20 protein-coding genes are annotated in these 21,618 nt (G+C 65.1%); 11 read left to right on the plus strand and 9 right to left on the minus strand.

Translation table 11 applies throughout. The features are described from left to right. Positions 1-34 precede the first annotated feature (34 nt). Positions 35-1,084, minus strand: coding sequence for a selenide, water dikinase SelD (selD, locus tag PHD22_RS04235; protein WP_299862732.1), 1,050 nt, complete (start codon positions 1,082-1,084; stop codon positions 35-37). A gap of 34 nt (positions 1,085-1,118) precedes the next feature. Here selD and mnmH point away from each other — a divergent pair, with 34 nt between their 5' ends. Next, on the plus strand, positions 1,119-2,177 hold the full coding sequence (mnmH, locus tag PHD22_RS04240; protein ID WP_299862735.1) for a tRNA 2-selenouridine(34) synthase MnmH: 1,059 nt from the start codon (positions 1,119-1,121) through the stop codon (positions 2,175-2,177). Here the strand turns inward: mnmH and PHD22_RS04245 are convergent, their stop codons facing one another. The 4 genes from PHD22_RS04245 to PHD22_RS04260 all read right to left on the minus strand — a co-directional run bounded on the left by PHD22_RS04245 (position 2,178) and on the right by PHD22_RS04260 (position 4,966). Beyond that, on the minus strand, positions 2,178-2,507 hold the full coding sequence (locus PHD22_RS04245; RefSeq protein WP_299862738.1) for an Hpt domain-containing protein: 330 nt from the start codon (positions 2,505-2,507) through the stop codon (positions 2,178-2,180). It lies immediately after the preceding gene. 28 nt (positions 2,508-2,535) lie between these two features. Continuing rightward, positions 2,536-3,954, minus strand: a complete 1,419-nt coding sequence (locus PHD22_RS04250; protein WP_299862741.1) for a PhoH family protein — start codon at positions 3,952-3,954, stop codon at positions 2,536-2,538. A 54-nt stretch (positions 3,955-4,008) separates the two neighbouring features. Beyond that, positions 4,009-4,464, minus strand: a complete 456-nt coding sequence (locus PHD22_RS04255; RefSeq protein ID WP_299862744.1) for a peroxiredoxin — start codon at positions 4,462-4,464, stop codon at positions 4,009-4,011. A gap of 124 nt (positions 4,465-4,588) precedes the next feature. Beyond that, positions 4,589-4,966, minus strand: coding sequence for an Mth938-like domain-containing protein (locus PHD22_RS04260; protein ID WP_299862747.1), 378 nt, complete (start codon positions 4,964-4,966; stop codon positions 4,589-4,591). Between the two features lie 218 nt (positions 4,967-5,184). Between PHD22_RS04260 and PHD22_RS04265 the strand changes: the two genes are divergently transcribed. Together PHD22_RS04265 and PHD22_RS04270 are read left to right on the plus strand one after the other, a co-directional pair. Continuing rightward, the gene (locus PHD22_RS04265; protein WP_299862750.1) at positions 5,185-6,411 is read left to right on the plus strand and encodes a pyridoxal phosphate-dependent aminotransferase; all 1,227 of its coding nucleotides are present in this window, start codon (positions 5,185-5,187) and stop codon (positions 6,409-6,411) included. Between the two features lie 92 nt (positions 6,412-6,503). Next, positions 6,504-7,811, plus strand: coding sequence for a homoserine dehydrogenase (locus PHD22_RS04270; RefSeq protein WP_299862753.1), 1,308 nt, complete (start codon positions 6,504-6,506; stop codon positions 7,809-7,811). Positions 7,812-7,889: 78 nt separating this feature from the next. Here the strand turns inward: PHD22_RS04270 and PHD22_RS04275 are convergent, their stop codons facing one another. Next, complete coding sequence (locus PHD22_RS04275) at positions 7,890-9,938, minus strand: TonB-dependent receptor (protein ID WP_299862758.1); 2,049 nt, start codon at positions 9,936-9,938, stop codon at positions 7,890-7,892. Between the two features lie 44 nt (positions 9,939-9,982). After that, positions 9,983-11,122 carry a heparan-alpha-glucosaminide N-acetyltransferase domain-containing protein gene (locus PHD22_RS04280; protein ID WP_299862761.1) on the minus strand — a complete coding sequence of 380 codons (1,140 nt, stop codon included), beginning with the start codon at positions 11,120-11,122 and terminating at the stop codon, positions 9,983-9,985. Positions 11,123-11,292: 170 nt separating this feature from the next. Between PHD22_RS04280 and PHD22_RS04285 the strand changes: the two genes are divergently transcribed. After that, entirely contained in the window at positions 11,293-11,799 is a 507-nt protein-coding gene (locus tag PHD22_RS04285) for a Fur family transcriptional regulator (protein ID WP_299862764.1), read from the plus strand. Between the two features lie 128 nt (positions 11,800-11,927). Further along, positions 11,928-12,194: a DUF2249 domain-containing protein gene (locus PHD22_RS04290; protein WP_141349239.1), complete on the plus strand. Its 267-nt coding sequence runs from the start codon at positions 11,928-11,930 to the stop codon at positions 12,192-12,194. Between the two features lie 36 nt (positions 12,195-12,230). Here the strand turns inward: PHD22_RS04290 and PHD22_RS04295 are convergent, their stop codons facing one another. Beyond that, entirely contained in the window at positions 12,231-13,406 is a 1,176-nt protein-coding gene (locus PHD22_RS04295) for an HPP family protein (protein WP_299862777.1), read from the minus strand. Positions 13,407-13,605: 199 nt separating this feature from the next. Here PHD22_RS04295 and PHD22_RS04300 point away from each other — a divergent pair, with 199 nt between their 5' ends. Continuing rightward, entirely contained in the window at positions 13,606-14,613 is a 1,008-nt protein-coding gene (locus PHD22_RS04300; RefSeq protein WP_299862779.1) for a hypothetical protein, read from the plus strand. A 54-nt stretch (positions 14,614-14,667) separates the two neighbouring features. Next, positions 14,668-16,107 (plus strand): threonine synthase, encoded by a 1,440-nt coding sequence (gene thrC, locus PHD22_RS04305; protein WP_299862781.1) that lies wholly within the window; start codon positions 14,668-14,670, stop codon positions 16,105-16,107. Positions 16,108-16,193: 86 nt separating this feature from the next. Here the strand turns inward: thrC and PHD22_RS04310 are convergent, their stop codons facing one another. Then, positions 16,194-18,317 carry a TonB-dependent receptor gene (locus PHD22_RS04310; RefSeq protein WP_299862783.1) on the minus strand — a complete coding sequence of 708 codons (2,124 nt, stop codon included), beginning with the start codon at positions 18,315-18,317 and terminating at the stop codon, positions 16,194-16,196. 201 nt (positions 18,318-18,518) lie between these two features. Here PHD22_RS04310 and PHD22_RS04315 point away from each other — a divergent pair, with 201 nt between their 5' ends. From PHD22_RS04315 to PHD22_RS04330, 4 genes are all read left to right on the plus strand, one after another. Beyond that, a complete protein-coding gene (locus tag PHD22_RS04315) occupies positions 18,519-19,682 on the plus strand; it encodes an NnrS family protein (RefSeq protein ID WP_299862786.1) in 1,164 nt (387 codons plus the stop codon). Positions 19,683-19,795: 113 nt separating this feature from the next. After that, positions 19,796-20,425 carry a hypothetical protein gene (locus PHD22_RS04320; RefSeq protein WP_299862789.1) on the plus strand — a complete coding sequence of 210 codons (630 nt, stop codon included), beginning with the start codon at positions 19,796-19,798 and terminating at the stop codon, positions 20,423-20,425. After that, positions 20,422-20,970, plus strand: coding sequence for a DUF6306 domain-containing protein (locus PHD22_RS04325; protein ID WP_299862792.1), 549 nt, complete (start codon positions 20,422-20,424; stop codon positions 20,968-20,970). Before PHD22_RS04320 ends, PHD22_RS04325 begins: the two co-directional genes overlap by 4 nt. Before the next feature lie 177 nt (positions 20,971-21,147). Next, a complete protein-coding gene (locus tag PHD22_RS04330; protein WP_299862794.1) occupies positions 21,148-21,513 on the plus strand; it encodes an RNA-binding protein in 366 nt (121 codons plus the stop codon). Positions 21,514-21,618: the final 105 nt, after the last annotated feature.

The raw sequence follows: 21,618 nt of genomic DNA on the forward strand, positions 1-21,618 counted from the left end.
CACGGGCCCCTGCCGGGCAGGGGGCGATGGTCGGTCAGGGATGCACGTGGACCCGGGGCTCGCCGGCCTGCATCTGTCCGACCACGGTGGCTTCGGTGAAGCCGCCCTGGTGGAAGATCGACAGCACGGCATCCACGGCGTCGGCAGAGCAGGCGACCAGAAGTCCGCCGCTGGTCTGGGCATCGGCCAGCAGGTTGCGCTGCCACGCCTCCACTCCCTCCTCGAAATGTACGGCGTTTCCGCAGCTTTGCAGGTTGCGGGTGATGGCACCCGGTCCGATCCCCTGGCGGGCAAAAGGTACGGCGGCGGGCATGACCGGGAGGCGGCCGGCCTGGAGGCTGGCACCCAGGCCGGCGCCCCGGCAGAGTTCCAGCAGGTGCCCGAGGAGGCCGAAGCCGGTTACGTCGGTCAGCGCATGAACGCCGGGCAGGGCGGCCAGGGCCGGTCCTGCCTTGTTGAGGCGGGTTGTTGTGGCCAGCATCTGGGCATACCCGTCGGCGTCCAGCAGCCCTTTCTTCATGGCCGAGCCCAGGATACCCACGCCCAGTGGCTTGCCGAGGATCAGTACGTCGCCGTCCCGGGCATCCCGGTTGCGCTTGATCACGTCCGGGTGGGCCAGGCCCAGGGCCACGAGGCCATAAATGGGCTCGGGTGAGTCGATGCTGTGGCCGCCAGCCACCGGGATGCCCGCCTCGGCACAGACCGCGGCACCGCCTGCGAGGATCCGTCCGATGGCGGACAGGGGCAGCTTGTCCACCGGCATGCCGACGATGGCCAGGGCCATGATCGGCGTCCCGCCCATGGCATACACGTCGGACAGGGCGTTGGTGGCCGCGATCCGCCCGAAGTCGTAGGGGTCATCCACGATGGGCATGAAGAAATCCGTGGTGGCGATCAGCGCCTGCTGGTCGTTGAGCTTCCAGACGGCGGCATCGTCGGCGGTCTCCGTGCCCACCAGCAGGTTGGCGAAGGGTTGGGCTGCGGGCATGTGGGCCAGCATCTCAGAGAGCACGGCGGGGGCGATTTTGCAGCCGCATCCGCCGCCGTGAGACAATTCGGTAAGTCGCAGGGGTGCTTCAGTCATCTTCTGTTTCCTGTTCATTCAAGGCTTTGGTCAATTGTCCTTCTCCCATCCTGCTCCCTTTTCCGTCGGTCTCGACCGGCTCGATCAGTTCGACGACATCATCGATGTGCGTTCCCCGTCGGAGTTTGCCGAAGATCATATCCCCGGGGCGATCAATTGCCCGGTGCTGGACGATGAGGAGCGGGCCCGGGTCGGGACCCTGTACAAGCAGGTCTCTCCTTTCGACGCCCGGAAGCTGGGGGCCGCGCTGGTATCGCGAAACATCGCACGACACATCGAGACGCATTTTGGCAGCAAGCCAAAGGGCTGGAAACCGTTGATTTACTGCTGGCGGGGTGGACAGCGCAGTGGGTCGATGACTCTGGTGCTGGGCCAGGTCGGCTGGGGTGCGCGACGCCTGGAGGGGGGGTACAAGGCCTTCCGGCAGCGGGTGCTCGACGACCTGGAACAGTTGCCCCAGGCCCTGGCGTTCCGGGTGCTGTGTGGCCCCACCGGCAGTGGCAAGACCGCGCTCCTGGATGTGCTGGCTGCAGAAGGGGGGCAGGTGCTGGACCTGGAGGCTCTGGCCTGCCATCGGGGGTCGGTACTGGGGGGCGCTGCGGAGCGTGCCCAGCCGGGGCAGAAAGCGTTTGAGACGGCCCTGTGGGAGGCATTGCGCACGCTGGATCCGGCCCGGCCGGTCTGGGTGGAGTCGGAGAGCCGGCGGATTGGTCGCCTCCACCTGCCGGGCGCGCTCTTCGGGCGGATGCGCGATGGGGCTTGCTGGCGTGTGGCTGCGCCCCTGGAGGCACGCGTGGACCATCTGCTGGAGCGTTATACAGATCTGATTGCTGATCCGGCGGCCTTTCAGCTCAAACTGACCCGCCTGATCGAGCAGCATGGCCGTGAACGGGTGGAGGGCTGGCACCTCCGGGTGGCCCGGGGTGAATGGCGCGAGCTGGCCCGCGAGTTGGTGACCCAGCACTATGATCCCGCTTACCGGCGGGGCGGAGATGGCTTGTACCGTGGGGTGGCCGCGGCCAGTGTGCTGACGCTGGCCTCCCTTGAGGCGCCCGAGCTGTTCAAGATCGCCCGGGCGCTGGTGCAGGGCTGATCAGGCCTCCAGCCGGGTACGGATCCCGGCCAGGGTGTCCGTGAGTTGATCCGCCAGGTCCAGGGCCGCATCGAAGGCTGCGGGGTCTTCTGCCCGGGCCAGCTGCTCTGCCTGTCTTGCGGCTTCCATCAGGACCAGGTCCATTACGTTGCCGGCGGAGCTCTTGAGACCATGGGCCAGTCGCGCAAGGTGGATGAGATCGCCATTTTCGACTCCGGCCCGGAGCTGCTCAGGCAGGCCGGATTGGCTGTCCGCAAAGAGCTGCAGCAATTTTCGGACAAACTCGGTTTTGCCGGGGTAGCGGGCTTCCAGTTCATTCCAGTGGATCATCGTTGGCGTTGCGCCTCCTGATGGCAGGTTAAAGGACTTCGGCGGCGTGGTCTGCCAGACGGGAGCGCTCGCCCCGCTGCAGGGTGATATGACCGGAATGGGGCCAGCCCTTGAAGCGATCCACCACATAGGTCAGGCCGGAAGAGCCTTCGGTCAGGTAAGGTGTGTCGATCTGGGCGATGTTGCCCAGGCAGACGACCTTGGTGCCGGGGCCGGCACGGGTGATCAGGGTCTTCATCTGCTTGGGCGTGAGGTTCTGGGCTTCATCGATGATCAGGAACTTGTTGATGAAGGTGCGCCCGCGCATGAAGTTGAGGGACTTGATCTTGATCCTGCTCCTGATCAGGTCGCGGGTGGCTGCCCGGCCCCACTCGCCCCCTTCGCCGGTGGTTCCGTTCAGGACATCAAGATTGTCCTCCAGGGCGCCCATCCACGGGGCCATCTTTTCTTCTTCTGTGCCGGGCAGGAAGCCGATGTCCTCTCCCACCGGCACGGTGACCCGGGTCATGATGATCTCGGAGTAGCGCTTGGTCTCCAGCACCTGGGTCAGGCTGGCAGCCAGGGTCAGCAGGGTCTTGCCGGTGCCGGCCTGGCCGAGCAGGGTGACGAAGTCGATCTCCGGGTTCATCAGCAGGTTGAGGGCGAAGTTCTGTTCCCGGTTGCGGGCGCTGATTCCCCACACATTGTTCTTGTGGTGGGAGTAGTCCACCAGGGTCTGAAGGGTGACCGACTTGCCGGATTTTTCCTGTACCCAGGCCTGCAGGGGCTGCTCGCCCTCCTGAAAGACGAATTCGTTGTTCAGCAGCTCGGCCGTGTCCGGCCCCTTGATCCGGTAGTAGGTATGGCCTTCCTGCTTCCAGGATTCCAGATCCTTGCCATTGGCTTCCCAGAAGGCAGCGTCAATTTCCCGGGTGCCGGTGTAGAGCAGGTCGGTGTCTTCCAGGACCTTGTCGTTGAAATAGTCCTGCGCAGCCAGACCCAGGGCACGCGCCTTGATGCGCATGTTGATGTCCTTGGTGACAAGGATGACCGGGCGCTTGCGCTCGAATTTCTCGAAGAGGTGCATCACGACTGCGAGGATCTGGTTGTCGCCCTTGGCCGTGGGGAGGGCTGCAGGCAGCTGGATGTTGATCGCCTCGGTCTGCAGGAACAGGCGGCCGCTGGCCAGGCCGGAGGAGGGCCCCAGCAGGTCGATCCCTTCGTCGATGCCGTCGGGGCAGCTGTCGACAATTTCGTCGAGGGTCCGGCTGGCCTGGCGGGCGTTGCGGGCGACTTCCGACATGCCCTTCTTGTTGGAGTCCAGCTCCTCCAGGGTCATCATCGGCACGAAGATGTCGTGCTCTTCGAAGCGATACAGGCTGGTCGGATCGTGCATCAGCACGTTGGTGTCGAGAACGAACAGCTTGGTGGTGATTTTCCGGGGCTTTGCGGGGCGTCGGGTGGCCATGGTCGTCGGTCTCTGCTGTCGTGGTGGGGGCGCTGGGAGGGGGCTGTCGGCGGGTCAGAGGGTCTTCACGTACTCCAGCACTTCCTGGGCGTGGCCGGGTACCTTGACCCCGCGCCATTCCCGACGGAGCACGCCGCCGGCGTCGATGACGAAGGTGCTGCGCTCAATCCCCCGAACCTGCTTGCCGTACATGTTCTTCAGCTTCATCACGCCGAACAGGGTGCAGGCGAGCTCATCCGGATCTGAAATCAGGTCGAAGGGCAGGGACTGCTTGAGGCGGAAGTTGTCGTGAGACTTGATGCCATCCCGGGAGATCCCCAGCACGATGGTTCCTGAGGCCAGGAATTCGGGGTAAATGTCGCGGAACTGCTGGCTCTCGGTGATGCAGCCGGGTGTGCTGTCCTTGGGGTAGAAGTACAGAACCACCTTCTGGCCTTGCAGGGCCGAGAGGGTGAGGGTCTGGCCGCCGGTGGCCGGCAGACTGAAGTCGGGTGCGGCTTGGTCGATCATGCTCTCTCCGAAACGAGGGGTTTCGGGCATCAGCCTAATCCCAAGCCGCCGGGCTGGCAATCCGGACTATGTGAAGAATGGCTGGAAAGCCGCGCCAGTCCATGAAGAAGGGGGGCTGAACAGGTCAGGTCGGGTCGAAAAGCAAGGCGGCAGCCACATTGCGATGCTCCGCGACCAGAATGTTGTAGGTCCGGCAGGCAGAGCCCAGGTCCATGACTTCCAGGCCGATACCGGCGTTCATCAGGGATTTCACGAGCTGCGGCTGGGGAAAGCGCTGGCGGCGGCCGGTGCCCAGAATCACGATTTCGCAGCCCAGGCCGGCCAGGCGTTCGAAGGCGCTTTCGTCCAGGGTGTCGAAGCCTCCCTGGTGCCATTCGAGATCCAGGCGCTCGGGCATCACGACGATGGGCCGTTCATGCCGGTCCTGGCCGATCATCACGTGGGTGGCGTCGTAGCGGGCAATGGTGTGATACCGGTCGTTCTTGTCGAGGTGGAGTTTCATCGTGGGGCTCTCGGAGGGGGCAGGTCTGTCGGGCCCCGGGAGGGCGATTTGCCCGGCCCGGAAGGCTTGGGTACTATTATAGCTTTGCGTCGTTGTCTGCCCACGCGGGAACTTCCCTCGCGAGGCTGGGCATACGGGGCCACTTCATGAGCCGCCACGCCAAATCACGCAAGGCTTCGCAAAAGCCGGCGCCCACCAGCCAGGAAACGGAAAGTACCGTGCAACCCATTCGCAAGTCCGACAAGCTCGCCAACGTCTGTTACGACATCCGTGGCCCCGTGCTGCAAAAGGCGAAGCAGATGGAGGACGAGGGCCACAAGATCATCAAGCTGAACATCGGCAACCTGGCCGCGTTCGGTTTCGACTCGCCTGAAGAAATCCAGCTCGACATGATCCGCAACCTGCCCAACGCGGCCGGTTACTCGGACTCCAAAGGCATCTTCGCGGCCCGCAAGGCGATCATGCACTACACCCAGCAGAAACACATCAAGGGTGTCACGCTGGAGGACATCTATGTGGGCAATGGCGTGTCCGAGCTGATCGTGATGGCCATGAACGCGCTGCTCAACACCGGCGACGAGGTGCTGGTGCCGGCGCCCGATTACCCCCTGTGGACGGCCGCCGTGAGCCTGTCCGGCGGCACCCCGCGGCATTACATCTGCGACGAGGCCAATGAATGGTTGCCGGATCTGGACGACATCCGCGCCAAGATCACCCCGCGTACCCGCGCCATCGTCCTGATCAACCCTAACAACCCCACCGGTGCCGTCTACCCGGACGAGATCCTGACAGCCATCGTGGCCATCGCCCGGGAGCACGGATTGATCATCTATGCCGATGAAGTCTATGACAAGGTGCTTTACGACGGGGTGAAGCATACCTCGGTGGCGTCCCTCTCCGAGGATGTGCTCACCGTCACCTTCAATGGTCTGTCCAAGAACTACCGTTCCTGCGGCTATCGGGCGGGCTGGATGGTGGTGTCCGGTGACAAGCGTCCGGCGGCGGATTACATCGAAGGGCTCAACATGCTGGCGTCGATGCGCCTGTGCGCCAACGTGCCCGGGCAGTATGCAATCCAGACCGCCCTGGGCGGTTACCAGAGCATTGACGACCTGGTGGCGCCCGGCGGCCGGATGCGCCGTCAGCGTGACCTGGCCCACGAGCTGATCACCGCGATCCCCGGCGTGACCTGCGTGAAGCCCAAGGCCACCCTGTACATGTTTCCGCGTCTTGATCCCAAGATCTACCCGATCAAGGATGATCAGCAGTTCATCGCCGAGCTCCTTGAGGAGGAGCGGGTGCTGCTGGTGCAGGGCACCGGTTTCAACTGGCCTGACCCGGATCACTTCCGGCTGGTCTTCCTGCCCCACGAGGACGACCTGCGCGTCGCCATCGGGCGGGTCGCCCGCTTCCTGGAAAACTATCGCAAGCGTCATGGGCAGTGAGGGGACAGGAGTGAGGTGGAGGAGTACGCTCCCGCCCGCTCCGCCCCCTCGCGCTTACTCCTAACCCCTTACTCCTTACTCCTACCCGAACAATGAAACCCATCAATGTTGGCCTCCTGGGCATCGGCACCGTCGGCGGTGGCACCTTTACCGTTCTCAAGCGTAACGAAGAAGAAATCACCCGCCGCGCCGGCCGGCCGATCCGCATCACTGCGGTGGCCGACAAGAACCTGGAGCTGGCGAAGAGCGTGGCTGGCAGCGGGGTGCGCCTCACCGATGACGCCTTCTCGGTGGTGACCGACCCCGAGATCGATATCGTGGTCGAACTGATCGGCGGCTACGGCATCGCCAAGGAACTGGTCCTGAAGGCCATCGAGAACGGCAAGCACGTGGTCACCGCCAACAAGGCGCTGCTCGCCGTGCATGGCAACGAGATCTTCGCCGCGGCCCAGAAGAAGGGCGTGATGGTGGCCTTCGAGGCCGCCGTCGCCGGTGGCATCCCCATCATCAAGGCCCTGCGCGAAGGCCTGTCGGCCAACCGCATCCAGTGGCTCGCCGGCATCATCAACGGCACCACCAACTTCATTCTGTCCGAGATGCGCGACAAGGGCCTGCCCTTTGCCGAAGTGCTCAAGGAAGCCCAGCGCCTGGGCTATGCCGAAGCCGACCCGACCTTCGACATCGAAGGCGTGGATGCCGCCCACAAGGCTACCCTGATGGCCTCCATCGCCTTCGGTGTGCCGGTCCAGTTCGACAAGGCCTACGTGGAAGGCATCACCAAGCTTGAGGCTGCCGACATCAAGTACGCCGAGCAGCTCGGCTACCGCATCAAGCTGCTGGGCATCGCCCGTCGCCGTCCGCAAGGCATCGAGCTGCGCGTACACCCCACCCTGATCCCCGAGAAGCGCCTGATCGCCAACGTGGAAGGCGCCATGAATGCGGTACTGGTGCAGGGCGACGCCGTCGGCGCCACCCTGTACTACGGCAAGGGCGCCGGTGCCGAACCGACCGCCTCTGCGGTGATCGCCGACCTGGTGGACGTGACCCGCCTGCACACTGCTGATCCCGAGCACCGGGTGCCGCATCTGGCCTTCCAGCCGGATCAGATCACCGACGTGCCGGTCCTGCCGATCGAAGAGGTGGAGACCAGCTATTATCTGCGCCTTCGCGTGGTCGATCGCCCCGGGGTGCTGGCGGACATCACCCGCATCCTGGCCGATCAGTCCATCTCCATTGATGCCATGCTTCAGCGGGAGCCGGAGGAGGGTGAGTCCCAGACCGATATCATCATCCTGACCCACCTGACCATCGAGGGCAACGTGGATACCGCCATTGCCAAGATCGAGAGTCTCGATTCAGTGACTGGTCAGGTCACCCGTCTGCGCCTCGAGAACCTGTAATCCGCGGGTTCAGCGACTGTGATGAAAGCCGCCTGCGGGCGGCTTTCATGTGGGTGCGTCACTGGGCCCCGGGGCGCTTCACATCTTCAGGTTGAGTGACAGGTATCCCGAGCGCCCCGCAGCGGGGGAGAACATCGGCTGATCGTTGCCGCCCCAGAAGAAGTTGTCGTACCAGACGTATTCGTACTTCTCGTCCGTCAGGTTCCTGATTTGCAGATCAACGCTGGTTGTGGGTGTCAGGGTGTAGCGAACGCTGGCGTCCAGTACCATGAAGCCGCCGTACTTGCCTTTGGCATTCAGCTCATCAATGTAATAGTCGCCCTGGGCCCGGCCCTGCAGCCCGAGTCGCCAGTCGGCATCGACCCGATATTCGGCGCCCACGTTGGTGATGAAGCGAGGCGTCGAAAAAACTTCCTTGCCGGCGAGGGAGAGACCGCCCGAGGTGTAGGCGCGGACGACTCTGGCTTCCTGCAGGGCGTGGGAGAGCCAGACCGTCCACTGTTCGTTCAGACGGCCGGTGACCTGCAGATCAATGCCCTTTCTCCGGGTTTCTCCCAGGCCGACAGTGGTGCCCGTGCTCGGCATGTTGGCCACTTCGTCAGTCGCATCCTGTTGCCAGAGGGCAAGCCGGGCCTCCGTGCCAGGCGCAGGACTCACCTTGATCCCGATTTCCTTGCCGGTATTGATCGAGGGCCGGTAGGCCGCCTGCCCTCCGGTCAGATAGGCCGGCTCGCGGGAGCCCGTCAGGACCTGAAAGGTTTTCCCCCAGTTGGCATATAGATGGGCACCAGGGCTAATGGCGTACACCATGCTCAGCTTGGGCTGGTTGATCCAGCCGGAGTCCTGCAGTGGAGCGGAAACACCGGTTGTGTTGAGCCGGGTATTGCCGGAGAAGCGGTCCGCCCGGAAGGCTGGAATGATCTTCAGGCCATCGAGCGGTTTGATGATTGCCTGGATGTAGGCTCCGGCGTTGTTGAAAGTGTGCTGATCGTCGTTCTGGACCCTGGCCGGAGGGGCCGAGAAGTCGGTTGGGTCGCCATATGCGTAGCGGTAACGGCGGTATTCGTTGTCCTGACGTTCGAGATTGATGCCCCCGTCGAGGGTCAGCGCCTTGCCGGCCCGCCAGGTCAGCGTGCTCAGCAGTCCGCTCTGGGTCTCATCCCACTGGCGGCGCTGGCGCGGTGCATTGCCAGCGGCGTAACGGGTGAACGTGATTCGCCGGTCTTCAATGTAGCGGTTGTAATACAGCTTGTTGCTGAGCATCAGATTGGGATGGATCTGCCAGTCGAGGTCCGCGCTGATCTGCTGCATGTCTCGGTCGCCGCCGTCGTTGGCGTTTTTGGAGGGAGACTGGCGTCTGCCTGCAGCCAGTTCCGCCGCGCTCAGATAACCAGGTTCTTCCGCTGCATGTTCGTAGAGCCGGGCGGTCAGCCCGAGCCGGATGCGGTTGTCGTCGCTGGTGTAAAACCACTTGCCACCCAGCGCGTATTTTTCGGAGCGGGCATGATCCCGGAAGCCCTCCGAATCCTGCTTGGCCACGAAATAATTCTGCGCGAAGCCGTTCGATTCGCGTCCCACCGCGAACTGCACCTCACGGGTGTTGTAGCTGCCGTAGCTCAGCCGCCCATCCGTGTAATTGCCGCCCTGGCGGGTGCCGATGTTGATGTTTCCGCCGATATTGTGGAGGCCGTAGCGCGGGTCGTTGGTGCCGCGGACGACTTCGATGTACTCGATCTCCAGCGGGAAGATCATGTCGATGAAGCGCTGGTTGCCGCTGTTGACGTTGCTGGGAATGCCGTCGATCAGCACCTTGATGCCGTTGATGTAGCCCTCGCCGTTGAAGGCCCGAAAGGTCGCCTTGCCGGACTCCGTTCCCATCCGTGTTTCGGTGAGCTGGATGCCGGGCATCTGGCCCAGGAGCTCCCAGCTGTGGGTCACGTTTTTGTCGGCCACCTTGTCGCCCCCGAGGATGTCCACCGACGTGAGGAGGGTGTGGATCGGCAGGGGGCCGGGGGCTGCGCTGACAGTGACGGCGCCCAGGGTGAGGGTGGCCTCTCCGGACTCTGCACCTTGAGTGCTGGAGGCGAAGAGAGCGGATAGGGTGAGCGGCAGTACTTTGAGTCTCATCGTTTCTACTCGGGATTACGCAATGAAATGACTGGAGGTCGGGTTCAGAAGTAGCTGAGCCACCTGGCGGAAGAGCTGTGCCTGATCCGGGCGAACCACCGGCACGGCCAGTACATGGCCAGCATGACCGGCACGGACAGGGCCCAGATCTGCCAGGCATCGGTCAAGCCGTAGCGGTTGCCCTGGTTGGGCCCAAAGACTGCACTCAACAGCAGATAAAGCAGGTGTAGTGCGTACAGGTGGGTGATGTAGAAGAACATCGGCACGCTGCCGATCCCGGCCAGCCTCCGCCACGGGCGCCCGCGCTCCAGCCAGGCGAGCATCAGGAGCCCAGTGCCGAGGGTGAGCAGGCTGAACTGGAGGGAGGGTGGGTACTTGGTGAGGTTGAAGAAGGACATCACCGTCTGCACGGTGGTGCCGCCCGCAAGCCACGGGTGGTCGCCGTAGGTGTTCAGGACGCGCAGCACGGCGAAGCCCGTCAGCAATGCGCAGCCGACTGTGGTCAGGCGGCGTTGCCTGGCCTGCGGATCCATCCCAGAGGCATACCAGGGGCCGAGGGCGTAACCCAGCAGGATGATGCCGATCCAGGGGAGCAGGGGGTAAGAGCTGCGGGCCTGGATGCCGAAGCCGACGTCGATGACGCTCCGGTCATGCAGGATGGCCCAGGGGATGAACCCCGCCGCGTCCTGGGCAAAGCGGATGCCGTCGAGCGCGTTGTGACCGCAGAGGATCAGGCTGGCGAGTGCGACCTGCAGCGTGCGCGGCAGCCAGAGCAGGGCCGCGAGGGCCAGCATCGACAGGCCGATGGCCCAGATCACCTGCAGGTAGAACATCTTCGGCGGGTAGGCGAAGCTCCACGCATAGGTGACCACGCTGAGCTCGAGGGCGATCAGCAGCAGGCCCCGCTTGGCCAGGTAGGTGGCCGCCTCCCCACGCGTCCGCCCGTACTTGCTGCCGTGGAGCCAGGCACCGAGTCCGGTCAGCAGGACGAACACCGGCGCGCAGAAGTGGCTGCTGAGACGGGTGAAGAACAGTGCCGGCGGCGTCGAGCTGATCAGCATCGGGTCGGACACCTGCTGGTGCAGGTAGAAGAACTCCCGCACGTGATCGACCAGCATCAGGAGCATCACCAGTCCGCGCAGCATGTCGATGCTGGCGAGACGTTCGTTGAGGGGAGGGGGCATGGCAGAATGGGGAGGGAGCCCAGGTTGGGCTGGAGTTGAGATTTCGCCGAGGCTGCGTTGATGCCGGGCGGCAAACTTGTCGCCAGGTCGAGGGGGTTAGTCCGTTACTTAATTGCAATGTTATATTATTGCGTTTGTGTGTTCCAAGCCCCCGCGTCTAAAATTGGTGCATGAATTCCACTGCCACCCCCTTCAGCGCTGCCTGCAACGCGTTCCTTGATCTTGCCCGCGCGGGCTGCAAGGCCCGCGGTGCGCAGCTCACGCCCATTCGGCGTGATGTGCTCGGCCTGCTCCACAACGCCGAGAACGGGCTCAAGGCCTACGATCTGCTTGCCAGGATCAAGGCACTACGTGCCAACGCCACGCCGCCGACGGTTTATCGGGCACTGGATTTCCTCGTCGAACAGGGGCTGGTGCACAAGATCGAGCGCCTCAACCAGTTCGTCGTCTGCCGGCATGGGGCGCACACCTTTCCGGGGCTGTTCATGGTCTGCCGGCGCTGTGGCAAGGTCAGCGAGCTCCACGATCCCGACCTGATGGGCGAGCTGGCCAGGCGTGCGCAGGCGGCCGGTTACCAGCTCGACTGCCAGGAGGTGGAGATCGCATCGATCTGCCCGGATTGCCTGCATGCATCGCCAGCCCAGGGGTTTGAACAGATGCTCACAGGGGGCGCTTAGGCCTGGCGCTATCCTTCGAAAGATCTCCAAATCCGATCCAGGTCAAGGAAAGTGGGGCACGCGGGCGGCACACTGACGATACCCGACCAATTCAGTCGGTTTTTATCGACCCTCAGGAGCTCGTCAGCATGCAAACCATCCACGTCTGCAACCACACCACCCCGGAAGCCATCTACCCGTTCGACGCCCGTGGCATCGCCAAGCGTTTCCGCCATGCCGCGATCTTCGGCGCGTTGGATGCCCTGATGCCGGGAGAGACGATGCGCTTTTGCAATGACCACGATCCACTGCCGCTCCTGGGTCAGCTCCAGCAGCGCTACGGCGAGAAGGTGACGATCACCTATCAGCAGCGCGAGCCGGGCGCCATCGTCATCGACTTCGCCCGGGTGGGTTGAGCGCGGTTGCGCGGGGGAGGGTGCCCGGCCCTCCCTTCAGGCTTCCACACCACCTCGCACATGCCCGAGGGCTTCGTGGTGGAACAGCACCGCCGTGAGCCCCGCCGCGCCGAGCATGCCGACGAGGCGCCCGCTCTCATCCACCACCGGCAGCGCGGTCTGCTCACCCTGGCCCAGCACCTGGGCGGCGACGGCGATGCTGTCGTCGCTGCGGGCCAGCCGCAGGCCGTGCTGCGGCGTCAGCATGATCTGGCCGACCACCTCCGGCTTGTCCGAATGGCTGCCCGGCCTCGGGCGCAGCAGGCGGCGGACGCGCTCGCCGACCCGCGGGCCCTTGCCGGCCTCCACATGACGCAGGAAGTCTTCGAGGCTCAACAGTCCGATCACCCGCCCGCCGCGGTCCACCACCGGCAGCGCCTGGCGGGCGTGGCGGCGCATCAGGTCCCAGGCTGCGTTGAGGTCGGTGGCGAACGTGAGGCTCGGCTGCGCCGTTTCCATCACCTCACCGCAGCTCAGCAGCACGTGGCGCCGGAAGGCGTGGTGGGCGGCGCGCCGGAACAGTTGCGACAGGTCGTCGGCGCTGACGTCCAGGTAGGCGTCGATCTCGGCGAGGGCGGCGGCCAGGTCGGGCTCCTGCACGCCTACCGGGCTCTGTCGCGCCCGCTGCGGCGTGGCGGCCGGCGGCGAGCACAGGGGGTAGCGCCGCCCGGGGATCAGATTGTTCACCGTCGTGGCGGCGATCAGGATTGCGGCGATGTTCCACGCCACGGCCGCCAGGCTGGTACCCGGCGCCAGGCCCTGGCCGGCAGCGATGGCCATCACCAGCGCCATCGCACCGCCGGGCGGGTGGATGCAGCGCAGCCAGCCCATGATCCAGATCGACACCGCCACCGCCAGGGCCGGCGTGAGCCAGCCGCTGGGCAACCCGCTGCCGCAGGCCAGCCCCGCCAGCGCCGGCAGCATCAGGCCGCCGATCACCGACCAGGGCTGGGCGAGGGGGCTGTGGGGCAGGGTGAACAGGATCACCGAGGTGGCGCCCAGCGGGGCGAGCAGGCGGTGTGCGTCCGGCGCGACCGGCGCGACGAAGAGCACCCCTTCGAAGATCAAAACGCCCAGCAGCGCCGCCACCGCACTGCGCCAGCGCTCGGCAGGCGAGAGCGGTGCCGCATCGGCAAACAGGTAGCGCCGGGCAAAACGGGTCAGAATGTCCATGGCCCGACTGTAGCCTGCCGGCCATGCCCGCTTCCTTGACCCCGGAAAAGCCGGCCCCAAAATCCCTGTCCTTCATATACCCATGATCCTGATCTATCTCGGCTGCTCCGCGATCGCCGCCTTTGCCCTGGCGATTGCCCTCGGCTTCGCGGAGGCCCCACCGGCCGCCGTCGCCCACGCGGCTTTCGCCATCGGCGCGATGCCGCTGATCTTTGCGGCGATGAGCCACTTCGTGCCGGTGCTTACCCGTAGCGGTGGCGCCGAGCCGGCTGTCCACCGCCTGCCCCTCGTGCTGCAGGCGGCCGGCGTGGCGGTGGTGGCGGTGCTCGCTGGCTGGGCGCCGGGCTGGGCCTTGCATGGCGCGCTGGTGGCCGGGCTGGGGGCGATGGGAGTCTTTCTGGCCTGGGCCGTCAGACGCGGGCGGGCCAGCCTCGGCAAGCCGCACCCGGGCCTCGCCTGGTATCTGGCGGCGCTGGGCTGTCTGGCGCTGGCGCTGGTGGCGATTTTTGTGGGCTTGCTGTGGCCGGCGGCCTATGGCGCGCTACGCCGCGTCCATCTGCATCTCAACACCCTCGGTTTCATCGGTCTCACCGCCATCGGCACCCTGCACGTGCTGATGCCGACCGTGCTCGGCAAGCCCGACCCCCAGGCCGCGCTGCGCCTGCGCCGCCAACTGCCCTGGGCGCTGGCCGGCGTCGCGTGTACTGCGCTGGCGGGGGTCCTGCCGTGGCTCAGCGTGCCGGCCGCGCTCATCATCGGCGGGGTGCTCGTCCATACCCTGTGGGGCTGGTGGCGCACCTGGGGGGCTGCGCTTTTGTTGGGCGACGGGGCGGCGGCATCCCTCTTCGGCGCCGGGCTGGGCCTGCTGACGGTAGTGCTGGCGGGCGGTGCCCACGGCCTGGGCTGGCTGCCGGGCCGGCCGGCGGTGGGCGGCTTCTTCGTACTCTTCCTGCTGCCCCTGGTCAGCGGGGCGCTGGCGCAGCTGCTGCCGGTGTGGCGTTTCCCCGGGCCGATGAGCCCGGCACGGGCGGCGATGCGGGCCCGGCTGGTGCGCTTGGGGGTGCTCCGGGCGGCGCTCTTCCTGGCGGGCGGGGGGTTGATGCTGGCCGGTTTCGAGGCCGCGGTGGCGCTGCCTGCGGCGGGGGTGCTGCTGTTCGCTGCGGCGCTGGGGGGGGCCCTCACCGCCGGGGGGGCAGGGCGGGCCTGAAGGGGGCGGGCTGTGCTATCTTCCGGGGTTTTCGTTTTCCACTCGGCGACAACCATGCGCTATATCTCCACCCGCGGCCAGTCTGCCCCCCAATCCTTCTGTGACATCCTGCTCGGTGGCCTGGCGCCCGATGGCGGCCTCTACCTGCCGGAGAGCTATCCGCAGGTCAGCCGCGCCGACCTTGATGCCTGGCGCAAGCTCTCGTATGCCGAACTGGCCTTCGCGATCCTGTCGCGCTTCATCGACGACATCCCCGCCGCCGACCTCAAGGCCATCTGCGACAAGACCTACACTGCCGATGTTTACGGCTACGTACGCGACGGCGCCAAGGCGTCGGACATCACCCCGGTGCACTGGCTGGAGCCGGGCAAGCTCGGCCTCCTCGAGCTGTCCAATGGCCCGACCCTGGCCTTCAAGGACATGGCCATGCAGCTGCTGGGCAACCTGTTCGAGTACGTCCTCGACAAGCGCGGCGAAGAGATCAACATCCTCGGTGCCACCTCCGGCGACACCGGCTCGGCGGCGGAGTACGCCATGCGCGGCAAGCACGGCGTGCGGGTCTTCATGCTGTCGCCCCACGGCCGGATGAGCGCCTTCCAGCGCGCCCAGATGTATTCCCTGCAGGACGACAACATCTACAACATCGCCGTGCGCGGCATGTTCGACGACGCCCAGGACGTGGTGAAGGCGGTTTCCAACGACCACGCCTACAAGGCAAAGTACAAGATCGGCGCCGTCAATTCCATCAACTGGGGCCGCGTGGCCGCCCAGGTGGTGTACTACTTCAAGGGCTACTTTGCGGGCACCGGGAGCAACGACGAGCAGCTGGACTTCGTGGTGCCGTCGGGCAACTTCGGCAACATCTGCGCTGGTCACATCGCCCGCCAGATGGGCCTGCCGGTGGGCCGCCTGATCCTCGCCACCAACGAGAACGATGTGCTGGATGAGTTTTTCCGCACCGGCGTGTATCGCCCCCGCAACACCGCCGAGACCCACGCCACCTCCAGCCCGTCCATGGACATCTCCAAGGCCTCCAACTTCGAGCGCTTCGTGTTCGACCTGGTGGGCCGCGATGGCACCAAGGTGCGCGAGCTGTGGAGCAAGGTGGACGCGGGCGGGGCCTTCGATCTGTCCGGCTCTGCCGAATTCGCAGGCATCGGCCAGTATGGCTTCACCTCCGGCAGCAGCAACCACGCGGATCGTCTGGCCACCATCCGGCGGGCAGACAAGGACTACGCCACCGTGGTGGACACCCACACTGCTGACGGTCTGAAGGTGGCCCTGGAGCTGCGCGATCCGGCCGTGCCGACCCTGGTGCTGGAGACCGCCCAGCCGGCCAAGTTCGAGGAGACCATCGTCGAGGCCCTGGGCCGCAAGCCGGCGCGGCCGGCCGGCCTGGAAAACATCGAGGCCTTGCCCCAGCGGGTTGAGGTGATGGACGTGGATGCGGAGGCGATCAAGGCCCTCATCGCCCGTGTGGTAGATGCCGGCTGAGCAGACTGAGCAGACTTTCGCGCGCTTCCCGTAAAAAAATGGCCCCGTGCGCGGGGCCATTTTGCTGCAGGCGTGGCCCTGAAGGTTTACCAGGTGTAGCGGGCGCTGACGCCGGCCATCCAGTTCCGTCCCGGTGCCGGCTCGTAGTAACGGCCATTGGTGTCGCCCACCACCACCGAGCCCAGGTAGTCCCGGTCGAAGAGGTTATCCAGTCGGGCAAACTCGGTGAAGCGCCAGGCGCCCATCTGCTGTTGGGCGGTCAGGCGCAGGTTGGCCACGAAGTAGGCGGGGGCGGCCCGTTGCAGGTTGGTGTCTTCCACGTACATCCGGCTGCGGTAGACGCCTTCCACCGTGGCGGTGACGGCCGGGGTGATCTTCCAGGCCAGGTCGCCGAAGACCGTGGTGCGGGGAATGCCTGGCATCAGCTTGCCGGCGGAGACCAGGGTGTTGGCATTGCCGGTGCGGAAGTCCTCATCGTAGATGGCCCGCAGGTGGGAAACCGCCAGGCGGCTGGTGAGGTTCTGGCGCCAGGCAGTGTCGAAGGAGGCTTCCACCCCTTGGCGCAGGGTCTTCCCGGCGTTCTTGTAGCTGGTGCGACCGCCGCTGGAGGCGTCCACCACCAGCTCGTCTTCCGTGGTGATCTGGAAGGCGGCCACATTCAGGCGGCTGCTGTGGCCGATGAAGGCCTTGGCACCCACCTCGTAGTGGGTGCTCCTGGAGGGGTTTAGCCCGAAGTTGAATGCACCGGCGGTGCCCGAGTAGAACATCTCGTTGAGGGTGGGGGTCTCGAAGCCCCGTCCGGCGCTGGCGTACAGGTTGACCGCCGGGTTGAGCTTGTAGACCACGCCCAGCACTGGCGTCGTCTTGCGATAGTCCCGGCGGCCGCTGTCGTCGCCATTTACCCCGACGATGTACTGGTCATCCACCTTGAATTTGACCTGGCTGTGGCGGACGCCGGCGGTGAAGGCCCAGGCGCCCCGGGCCCATTCGGCCTGCAGGTAGGGGTCGAGGCTCTCGACGCTGTCGGTTTCGTTGCGGCGCAGGCGTCCCTTGACGCCCAGGCGGCTGCCCACGAAGTTCTCATATCCCCGGCGCTGGTCGGTGCTGCTGTCCAGGTCCACGCCCACCGTGGTGGTCAGGCGGCCGCCGGCCAGGTCGTTTACGGCAATGTAGCGGGCGCCGAAGCCGTAGAAATTCCGGTCGAAGTCGATGATCCCGCCCGAGTGGCGGGGGTTGCCCTGGACGCTGGCCGGGATCGACTGGAACTGGATCACGCTGCGCTGTCCGCTGTAGGCGGAGAGCTGGATCAGATCCCGGCCCAGCTTGCGCTCGTAGGCCACGCCCGCCTGCAGATGATCGATGCTCTTGCGGGTGTTGTAGCTGAGGGCGGCGCTGTCCACGGCCCGGGGGTTGGCCTTGTAGCCTGCCCACGACAGGCCCAGGGGATCCTGGGTGTCATGCTGCCACATCCCGTTCATCACGAAGGTCAGCTTGCTGTCCTCATCGGGCTTGCCGGTGAGCTTGAGGAAGGCCTGGTCGCGGGTGGCCGCCGAGTGGTCCCGATAGCCGTTGGTGTCAAAGCGGGAGGCATTGAACACGTAGCCGAGGGCGCCGGCCGTGCCGCTGGCCCCCAGGTCGGCCTTGGTGGTGCCGTAGCTGCCAGCGGCAAAGCCGCCTTCCACGCTGGGGCGCTCGGAGGGTGCGCGGGTGAACAGCTGGATCACGCCGCCGGAGTGATTGCCGTACACCGCCGAATAGGGGCCCCGCAGGATTTCCATTCGCTCGGCCACGTCCAGGTTGAAGGTCGCGGCCTGTCCCTGGCCGTCCGGCATGCTGGCGGGGATGCCATCGGCGATCAGCTTCACGCCGCGGACACCAAAGGCGGAGCGGGCGCCGAAGCCGCGGGTGGAGATCTGCAGGTCCTGGGCGTAGTTCTGGCGGTTGTTGGCCACCACCCCCGGCACGGCGATGAGGGCTTCGGAGGCATTCACGCGGGGCTGGCCGGCGGTGATCTGCTCCCGCTCCAGCACGTCGATGGCGGCGGGCATGTCGAAGCTGGCGGCTTCGGCACGGCTGCCGGTGACGACCACCGGATTGAGGGTCAGGGGCGGGGCATCGGCAGCCCAGGTCAGCGGGGCGCTGCCCAGGAGGGCAAGGAAGGCTGCGTGCAGGGCGGTATCCAGGGGGTGTGGCGTAAAGCGGGGGGGCATGGATCCTGTCTCCAAATATTCTTGTCAAGGCCCGGAAGATGGCCGGAGTGCCCGGATTCTAGGGCCAGCGGGCCGACAAGCGCCTCAAGAAAATCATGATTTTGATCTGGTGGGCTACCTGTCCCGGGTCAAGGCCTCGAAGAGAGGGCCAGGCTAGCATGGACCTCCACACTGAACGACATTCCCTTTTCCGGACTCCAGATGAAGATCGCTTCCCATCCCCTCTGGCTCGTGGGCTTTCGCCCGTTCTTCCTGCTGGCCTGTCTGGCGGGTGTCGGTCTTCCCGTGGCCTGGGCCCTGATGTTCTCCGGTGCGCTGTCGGCGCCTCCCGGGAGGCTCTCTCCCACCCAATGGCACGCCCACGAGATGTTCTTCGGTTTCGGTTGGGCGGTGATGGGGGGCTTTCTGCTGACGGCCACCAAAAACTGGGTGTCCGTCCGGGGATATCACGGGAGCGCGCTGATGGCCCTGGTGCTGGCCTGGTGTTTTGAGCGGCTGGGCATGAGTTGGGGCGGCGGCTGGCCGGCTTATCTGTTCTGGCTGTCTGCGGTGAGCTTCAGCGCTGCCATCGTGGGCATGCTGCTGATCACCCTGCTGCGGCATCGGGATCAGGACAGCTTCCAGCGGGACAATGTTTTTTTCCTGGTCGCCTTGCCCGCCTTTCTGGTGGCCAAGATGCTGGTGCTGAGCCCGGTTCATTTTGAGGCGGGCGTCGCCATGACCCTCGGACTGTTCCGCCTGGCCTTCCTGGTGATGATGGAGCGGACCCTGAGCCAGTTCATGAAGGGCGTCTTCCAGGTGGACCTGCTGCGGGACTGGCGGCTGGATCTCCCGATCAAGGGGCTGGCCCTGGTGCTGGTACTTGTGGCCTGGCTGCCGGATGGCCTGGCCGCCGTGCTGTATGCGGCCCTTGCCACCCTCCTGCTGTTCCGCTTCCTGTTCTGGTCGCCCTTCCGGGCCTTCGGGCGTATCGAACTGGCAGTGATGTATCTGGGCTACCTGGCCCTTGTGTGTCAGCTCTTGCTGGAAGTCCTGGCGCGGGTGATGCCGGTTGCCTGGATGGGAAGTGTGTCGGTGCATGTGTTTGCCTTCGGCGTGATGGGGCTGGTGATCCCGCCCATGCTGGTGCGGATTTCCAAGGGCCACACCGGGCGCAAGGTGGTCTTCGATACGGGCGACAAGATGCTGATCTGGATCATGCTGTTGGCGTTTTTCGTGAGGATCGTGCTGCCCCAGTTATTTCCCGATGCCTACCCCCATTGGATTCATCTGGCTGCGGGGGGCTGGTCGCTGTGCTTCCTGATCCTTGGTGGGCGCATGCTGCCCCGGCTGATGGCACCACGGGTGGATGGCAAGGTCCATTAGCGACATGTTTGCCGGGATTGTCTTTTGCATATCCTGGATCAAGGTTGCCTGAACAAAGGAGGGGTAGGGTGGGTCACCGTCGGCTAAGTGCCTTCCTCCCGCTGGAGTCCCTCGTGAAATCCCCTCCTTTTTTTGATGATGTACCCGTCCTTCGGGTCCGGGACCCCCTAGCCGACTTGCTTGGTGCTGCTGAGGAGGGAGGAATCGAATACCGTTACCGGGATGCGGTCCGTCTGGCTGGGCATTCCTGCCCTACGGTTGCTGGCGCCTACCGCCTGACTGCTCTGGCGCTCCAGGCCCTTTATCCGCATGAGCTGCCGCAGCGTGGCGGCGTGGAAGCAAGTTTCCGGGATGGCCAGGCCGATGGCACGACAGGTGTGGTGGCCAGTGTGGTGAGCTTGCTGACAGGGGCTGCGGGCGAAGGTGGCTTTCAGGGGCTGGCGGGTCAGTTTGGCCGCCGGGGGCTGCTGACCTTTTCCGCCGATCAGCCCCTGGACCTTCGTTTCCGTCGTCGGGATTCAGGGCGGGCGGTGGATGCGATGGCGGATCTGCGCAGGGTTCCTGCCAGCCCGGAGGTGATGCCCCTGCTCAAGCTTTGTCTGGCCGGTGAGGCGGGCCCCGAGGAGCGGCTGCGGTTTCAGGCCCTGTGGCAGGATCGGGTGCGCCGCATCCTGCTCGAGCATGGGGACGATCCGGCAGTTTTCATAATCCGTCACGTCCATCCGCATGGGGAGGTTGCATGAGCCGAAAGCCCGTTGATCCGGCGGTCTACCTGACCGGTTACGCTTCTCCTCCTTGCTATGCCACGGATTTTCCAGGCCACTTTGGTGAGAAGACGCCACCAGTGACGCCGCCGGATGTATTGATTGACCTTCTGAATGCTCTGCTGGAGGCGGAGCGGGCTGGTGCGAAGGTCCTGGCGATCCTGCGGGACACCATCGATCCTCGCTTGCCGGTGTTTCCATTGCTGGCTCGGCTCCAGACCGACGAAGGCCGGAACGCGGTGATTCTCTACAAGACCATTCATCGCCTCGGTGGCGTGGCATCCCACGAGACGGGCGCTTTCGTCGCCAAGACCATCGCCATAGATGGGCTGCTTCCCCGCCTGGCCTTCATTAACAGGGGGCAGGCCTGGGTTGTACGCAAGATTGATGAGGCACTGGGGCTTGTCGAGGATGAGGCGACCCGGCAGATGCTCCAGGACATGCGCCAGAGCCACGAGGACAACATCGCCGCCTGCGCTGTTCTGCTCGGGCAGCTCGCAGGTGAGCGTCATGGCGCCCCTTGAGTCTCACCTTGAATGAATTGGTCCGGGCCGTCGGGGGCTGTTCAGAGTACCGCAATGCAGGAGGGAGGAGAGGCTTTATGACGGGCATGAAAAACCATCGACGGCGTCAAAATGCCTTGCTATTGTGTGGGTGCGCGGACTGCCTTCAGGGCCGCCTTACTTCATGGAGCGCGTCAAGTGGGTACTAAGCTTTATGTGGGCAATCTGCCCTATAGTGTGGACAAGGATCGTCTGGAACAGATTTTCGGCGAATTCGGCACCGTGGCTTCCGCCCAGGTGATCATGGATCGCGAGACCGGTCGCTCCAAGGGGTTCGGTTTTGTCGAAATGGGCTCCGACCAGGGTGCCCAGGACGCCATCGCAGCCCTTAACGGAAAATCCTTCGAAGGCCGTAGCATGACCGTCAACGAAGCGCGACCGCAGGAGCCCCGCAGTGGCTTTGGTGGCCCTCGACGGGGGCCGGGTGGTGGCTCTGGTGGCGGAGGACGTCGTGGCCCGGGTGGTGGGTCCGGCGGCGGTTTTGGGGGCGGCGGACGCTACTGACCATCCTGCCCGCGTGTCCGCGTGTCCGCGGTGACAGGTCGGACGCTTGCCAAGCTTGAATGAATCCTCATTTTCCTGCTGTTGCTGCGGGTGAATGAGGATTTC

This window comes from Zoogloea sp. (genome assembly GCF_028693495.1).
Lineage (GTDB): Bacteria > Pseudomonadota > Gammaproteobacteria > Burkholderiales > Rhodocyclaceae > Zoogloea.